Annotated in this window: 7 protein-coding genes; 3 read left to right on the top strand and 4 right to left on the bottom strand. The window is 61.8% G+C overall.

Going from position 1 to position 5,896, the window contains the following annotated elements; translation table 11 throughout:
- From HX846_RS14430 to HX846_RS14415, 4 genes are all read right to left on the bottom strand, one after another.
- A partial coding sequence (locus HX846_RS14430; RefSeq protein ID WP_178965599.1) for an ABC transporter permease occupies nucleotides 1-666 on the bottom strand: 666 nt, incomplete at its 3' end.
- The gene (locus tag HX846_RS14425) at nucleotides 663-1,655 is read right to left on the bottom strand and encodes an ABC transporter permease (RefSeq protein WP_102369138.1); all 993 of its coding nucleotides are present in this window, start codon (nucleotides 1,653-1,655) and stop codon (nucleotides 663-665) included. The genes HX846_RS14430 and HX846_RS14425, both read right to left, overlap by 4 nt.
- Nucleotides 1,642-3,177: a sugar ABC transporter ATP-binding protein gene (locus HX846_RS14420; protein ID WP_178965598.1), complete on the bottom strand. Its 1,536-nt coding sequence runs from the start codon at nucleotides 3,175-3,177 to the stop codon at nucleotides 1,642-1,644. The genes HX846_RS14425 and HX846_RS14420 overlap by 14 nt, the downstream gene beginning before the upstream one ends.
- A complete protein-coding gene (locus tag HX846_RS14415; RefSeq protein ID WP_003210861.1) occupies nucleotides 3,177-4,163 on the bottom strand; it encodes a sugar ABC transporter substrate-binding protein in 987 nt (328 codons plus the stop codon). The genes HX846_RS14420 and HX846_RS14415 overlap by 1 nt, the downstream gene beginning before the upstream one ends.
- A 265-nt stretch (nucleotides 4,164-4,428) precedes the next feature.
- On the opposite strand from HX846_RS14415, the gene HX846_RS14410 reads away from it, so the two are divergent.
- The 3 genes from HX846_RS14410 to HX846_RS14400 all read left to right on the top strand — a co-directional run.
- On the top strand, nucleotides 4,429-4,815 hold the full coding sequence (locus HX846_RS14410; RefSeq protein WP_087694534.1) for a cupin domain-containing protein: 387 nt from the start codon (nucleotides 4,429-4,431) through the stop codon (nucleotides 4,813-4,815).
- Between the two features lie 68 nt (nucleotides 4,816-4,883).
- Nucleotides 4,884-5,294: a DUF3757 domain-containing protein gene (locus HX846_RS14405; RefSeq protein WP_087694535.1), complete on the top strand. Its 411-nt coding sequence runs from the start codon at nucleotides 4,884-4,886 to the stop codon at nucleotides 5,292-5,294.
- 225 nt (nucleotides 5,295-5,519) lie between these two features.
- The coding region (locus HX846_RS14400) for an efflux RND transporter periplasmic adaptor subunit (protein WP_178965597.1) at nucleotides 5,520-5,896 on the top strand (377 nt) is incomplete at its 3' end.

The following is a 5,896-nucleotide window of genomic DNA, read 5'->3' as shown; positions in this document are numbered from 1 at the left end:
CAGCACCGTGGTGGTGACGATGCGCCGCACCGACAACCCCGAGTAATACGCCAACAGCGGCTGGGTACCCTGGGCCAGCAGTTCGCGCCCCAGGCGTCCACGGGCCAGCAACAGGCCGTAGACCACGGCCAATACCAGCACGATCAACAGCGGCAAGGGCACGCCCAACGGGCTGAAGCTCGCCAGTTCCGGCTTGAAACCCTGGGCGATATAAATTGGCTGGCCGCCGTCCGAGAGCAGTTGCTGGGCACTGGTGCCGATAAACAAGGTGCCGAGGGTGGCCAGGAACGGACTGATCCGCAGCCCCGCGATCAAGCCGGCATTGAACAGCCCTACCAGCAGCCCGGCGGCCAACGCACCGGCAATCGCCACACCCAGCCCGTGCCCGGCGTTAAGCAACACCACGAAGCTGAAGCTGGCGAAATCCAGCGCGGTGCCTACCGACAGATCGATGCCACCGGCCGCCACCGCATAGGTCATGCCGATCGCAACAATCGCCAGCAGCACGAAGTTATTCAGCACCAGGCTTTTCAGGTTGCCGCCACTGAGAAACCCCGGGGCCTGCCAGGCAAACACCACCACGATGGCCACGAACACCAGCGGCAACGTCAGGGGCAACAGCGAACGCCAGCCGCCATGGGCTTGCAGGATGGATACCTGACTCATGAATGTTCTCCCCGGTTCAATGCGCTGGAAGCGGCGACCACCAGCAGAATCAACACGCCCTGGACACCGTTGACCCAGAAGCTCGATACGTTGAGCAACTGAAACCCGTTGATCAAAAAGCCGATCAACAGCGTCGCGAGCAAGGTGCCGGGGATGCTTGCCACCAGTCGCCGGGAAAACACCACGCCAAGAAAGGCTATGGCGACCACCGACAACAGCATGTCACCGGAGCCGGTGGTGCTGCCGCTGAAAAATGCCGCTGAACACAAAGCCGCCACCGCGGCACACAGCCCAGAGAGCAAATAACTGGAGAGCACGTAGGCCGGCACTCGAATCCCGGCGGCCTCGGCGGCGTGCGGGTACTCGCCGACGGCATGCAGGCGCAGCCCATAGGCGGTGTGCTGGATCAGCAGCGTCAACACAAAGGCCGTCACCAGCAACACCCAGGCGAGTGCCGGCACGCCCAGCCAGGTCCCGCCACTGAGCAGGTCGAGCAACGGTGAGTCAGTCGAGACCACGGTGTTTTCGGTGAGGACCAGCTCCAGCCCGGCCAGTACATTCATGCTTGCCAGCGTTGCGAGCAACGGTGGCAAGCGCAGCACCACCACGGCCAGGCCATTGAGCAGGCCCACCGCCAGGCCGCAACCCAAGGTCAGCAGCAGGCTTGCCCACAGGTCGAGGCCTGCGTTGTTGAGTCGACTGAACACGGCCGCGCACAAGCCCAAATTGGCCGCCAGCGACAGATCAAGCCCGCCCGCCACCACGTTGGAGCCGCCGCCGATAATCACGCAGGTCAGGCCGAAGGCCAGTACGCCGAGGATCGCCGACTGGCTGAACACATTCGCGATATTGCCGACTGAAAAGAAGTTCGGCGCGGCGACGGCAAAGCCCAGCAAAATCGCGAGAAATACGCCCACCGAGCCGCGCCGCAACAGCAGTACCCATAACCGTTGGGACAAGCCAGGAGTAGCAGCTTCAAGCAGGGACATGCGCCACCTCCTGTTTCACCTGCACAGCCACTGTGGACTGCACCGCACCCGTGGCACACGCCAACAGTTGATCACTGTCCGCCTCACCGGCATGGAACTCCCCGGCTATTTCACCGCGATGCAACACCAGGATGCGGTCGCAGATCCCCAACAGCTCGGGCAAATCAGAAGACAGCACCAGCACCGCTGCGCCCTCTTCCACCAGCCGCCCGATCACGCGATAAATCTCGACCTTGGCGCCGACGTCCACACCTACGCACGGTTCGTCCAACAGGTACACCGCCGAGCGCCGGCTCAGCCATTTGCCCAGGGCGACTTTCTGCTGGTTGCCGCCGCTGAGCTGGCTGACGGCAGCCTGCGGGCCCGGCGTCTTGATCGCCAACTCGTCGATCAGCCGCAGGCTTTCGGCCTGCTCCTTACGCTGGCTCAGTAACCCCCAGCGACTGAAACGCCCAAGCCCGGCGAGCGTGAGGTTTTCCAGCACCGACAGCAGCGGTGAAATCCCCTGGCTGCGGCGTTCTTCCGGCACCAGTGCAATCCCTTGGGCAATGGCTTCTCCGGGTGAACGCAGGCGCAACAAACGCCCCTCCAGATGAATGCTGCCGCTGTCGGCGCGCACCACACCGAACAGGGTCTTGAGCAGGTCCTTGGCGCCCGAGCCGACCAGCCCGGTGAGGCCGACGATCTCGCCCCGACGCAATTCCAGGTCGATCTGCCGGTAGCGCCGGGCCAGGTTCAGCCCACGCACCTGCAGCAATGGTTCGCCGCGCTCGACCTGCGCCTTGGGGTACATCTCCTGGACCTCGCGGTTGACCATCAACCGCGCAATCTGCGCGCTGGAGGTGTGCCGTGGCTCAACCACGGCCACATCTCGACCATTGCGCAACACCGTCACTTCATCGCACAGGCTGTCGATTTCCTGCAGGTAATGGGAGATGTAGAGAATCGACAAACCCTGGTCCCGCAGGCGCTTGACGATCCGCAGCAACTGGTCGACTTCGCGCTTGACCAGCGCCACGCTGGGCTCGTCGAACACCAGGATCTTCGGCTGGCGAATCAACGCCCGGGTGATTTGCAGCACCTGGCGCTCGGCGCTGTTCAGCTCGCCTACCAACGCGTCGGCGGGCAGTTGCAGCTCAAAATATTCCGCCAGCAAACGTTCTGCCTCGCGCTGCTGCCGGCGCCGGTCGACAAACGGACCACGGCGTAATTCATGGCCGAAAAACAACGCCTCGCCCACGGTAAAACTCGCCGGCAACAGCCGCTCCTGATGGATGAACTGCACGCCCAGCGCGTCCACCTGGCGCGGCGACAGTGCGGAGTACACCTGACCGTCAATGCCCACCTGCCCCGAGTCCGCTTTGTGGATCCCCGCCAAGACCTTGATCAAGGTCGACTTGCCGGCACCGTTCTCGCCCACCAGGCCGTGAATGGTGCCGCGCTCGACCTTCAGGCTCGCATCATCCAGCGCCAGGGTGGCGCCGAAGCGTTTGCGCAGGTGCTGCAAGTGCAACGCGGCCATCAATCACCCCGCAGTTGCTGGACCTGCGCCAGGTTGGCGGCGGTGGTCAGCAGCGTCGGCACATGGGTTTCCTTGGGCAGGTCGCGCTGCCCGGCCAGGTAGCGGGCCACGTTCTGCACAGCAGTCTTGCCGATCAGCGCCGGTTGCTGGGCGACTACCGCGCCCACCGGCGAATTGGCCTGGCCGAGCAGCTCCAGTACCTCCGGCGTACCGTCCACGCCGTAGGTCTTGATCTCGGTGCGCTTGGCGTCGATCAACGCCTTGCTTGCCCCCAGTTGCGGAATGTCCCACGCCGCCCAGATCGCCGAGACACTGCCGGCCGGGTACTTGTTGAGCAATGCGGACACCTGGGAATAGGCATCCTGCACGGTGTTGGGGATCACATCCCGCAGCTCCGGCTCGATGATTTCCAGTTGCGGGTGATCCTTGAGCGCCAGCTTCAACTGGTCGTAGCGAATCGCGCACACCGGCACGCCGTAGAAGCCGTTGAACACCAGGATCTTGCCCTTGCCGCCGGCATCCTTGATCAACTGATCGGCCAGGGCCTTGCCGGTGGCGACATTATCCGAGGTGGTGTTGTTGAGGCTGTACTGCGACGGCGCGTCGATGGTGAACAGCGGGATGCCGGCCTTGCTGATGCGCTTGAGCCACGGGTCGATCACGCTCAGGGTGCCGAGGGTCTGGATCACCGCGTCGGGTTTCTGGGTGACCACGGTTTGCAGTTGGGTCACCAGGTTCTTGTCGTTGCGCCCTGCATCCAGGGTGATCGGCGTGCCGCCGAGGCGCTTGATCTCATCGACCTGGGCCTGGAAGGCCTTGATATCGAAGTAGTGACTGGTGCCGGTCATGCTCACGGCAATGCGCTTGCCGGCCAGGGACGGCACCGCGTCATCGCCCTCGGCGGCCTGGGACACGGCGGCGTGGCCCAGCAACAACGCTGCGCCGAGCAAGATGTAACGTGAACGCGAGAAAAAGGTGCAAGGCATACAGGGCTCCGCTGAGCAACGGGTGAAAGGGTTCACCTGTGTGCATTGCAGAGCCCATGCCATAAATTATTTTCAATAAAATCAACGTGATAAAAACAATGGACAAGGCCTTGCTGTCTCGAGCAAACCACAACTGTCCGACTGCTGTTGCCCAGCCAACAGTTGCACACACCCAGGACCGTCGCGCGCTGCACGATCATTCAATATCCGGCCGGCCGTTAGGCCTAACTTAAGGCTCCAATGTCCTGAAACCCTGGAACCTACAATGCCCGCCTCCCACGCTTCGACGAATTACGCCTCGATCAACTTCGCCGAGAAATACGCCCTGTTCAGCGAGCAATGGGCGCCCAAGGTCGTCGCGCAGATGAACGACTACCAGTTCAAGGTGGTGAAGATCGAAGGTGACTTCATCTGGCACGACCATGCCGACACCGATGAAACCTTTATCGTCCTCGAAGGCACCCTGCGCATCGACTTCCGCGACGGCGCAGTGACCATCGGCCAAGGGGAAATGTACGTGGTGCCCAAGGGCGTCGAGCACAAGCCGCACGCATTGGGTGAGGTGAAGTTGCTGTTGATCGAACCCTGCGGCGTGCTGAACACCGGCAGCGAGGGTGGCGAGCGCACGGCAATCAACGACGTGTGGATTTAGCACCTTCCGGCGTTGCCTGTTTGGGCTAGTCTTTACCTCACAGTTACTCCAGACCAGGAGCACGCGTGATGAACAGGCAGCTCAGGAAAACCTCAGCCCTCGTGATTACCCTGATGGCGTTGATGGGCAACGTCTACGCTGGCACTGGTGCCTGCCCGCCCACCCATGCCCTTAAAGATACGTACAAAAAGACGCCGACCGGCGAAGTGGTCGCCTACACCGCGTCCGGCCCGGACGGTCGGCAATGGACCGGGCAAAACCCGATGACAGAGCAGAAGGACCTGCACCAGGTCCACTTTGAAAAGGCGGTGATCCAAAGCAGCCAGGGCCAGTCGTCTGTGGCATGCCACTACCTGGATCAGAACCATGAACCGGTAAGCATGACCCTGAAAAACCAGGTCAATGCCAGGCCTCTGGGCAGCGCATGGTCAGGCAACGAATGCACGGCAACCAACCCGGCGCTCTGTACATTTGAATAGCAGACACGCCCGACAATTTATGCGGCGCGCTGTTCCTTGCATCTTGCGCAACAGTCCTTTGTCATCAACAGCATTGATAGCTCCCTAACGAAAGCCCCATGCTAGAGGGCTCGCTTTACGCTTATATCATTCCGAATGATAGTTACCTTTGTTTCATTCGATTCGTGAGATAGCACCCTGCCGAGCATGATCCGCCCATCTTAAATACATTGGCGGATGCACCTCATGGAACAGTCACTCAAACATTTGCGCTATCCCTTGGCCATTTTGGCCGTGATGGTGATGAGCGCCTGCGGCAAAGCGCCCGAACAGGCAGCCGCCATGCCACCAAGCCACGTCAGCGTGGCCAAGGTGCTGGAACAACCGGTCAATGAGTGGGACGAATTCACCGGCCGGCTCGAAGCGCCGGAAACCGTGCAGATCCGTCCGCGCGTGTCGGGCCAGATCGATCAGGTCGCCTTCACCGAAGGTGCCTTGGTCAAGAAAGGCGACCTGTTGTTCCAGATCGACCCACGCCCATTCCAGGCCGAAGTGCGCCGCCTCGAAGCACAACTCGCACAAACCAAGGCCGCCGCCACCCGCAGCGATAACGAAGCCCAGCG

The organism is Pseudomonas sp. K5002, from assembly GCF_013386655.1.
In the GTDB taxonomy this organism is placed as follows: Bacteria; Pseudomonadota; Gammaproteobacteria; order Pseudomonadales; family Pseudomonadaceae; genus Aquipseudomonas.
This window is presented reverse-complemented; position numbering and strand designations above follow the sequence as displayed.

Coding starts and splice junctions, on each gene's coding strand:
- HX846_RS14410 (WP_087694534.1), top strand. CDS start 4,429: ATGCCCGCCTCCCACGCTTCGACGAATTACGCCTCGATCAACTTCGCC.
- HX846_RS14415 (WP_003210861.1), bottom strand. CDS start 4,163: ATGCCTTGCACCTTTTTCTCGCGTTCACGTTACATCTTGCTCGGCGCA.
- HX846_RS14420 (WP_178965598.1), bottom strand. CDS start 3,177: ATGGCCGCGTTGCACTTGCAGCACCTGCGCAAACGCTTCGGCGCCACC.
- HX846_RS14405 (WP_087694535.1), top strand. CDS start 4,884: ATGAACAGGCAGCTCAGGAAAACCTCAGCCCTCGTGATTACCCTGATG.
- HX846_RS14425 (WP_102369138.1), bottom strand. CDS start 1,655: ATGTCCCTGCTTGAAGCTGCTACTCCTGGCTTGTCCCAACGGTTATGG.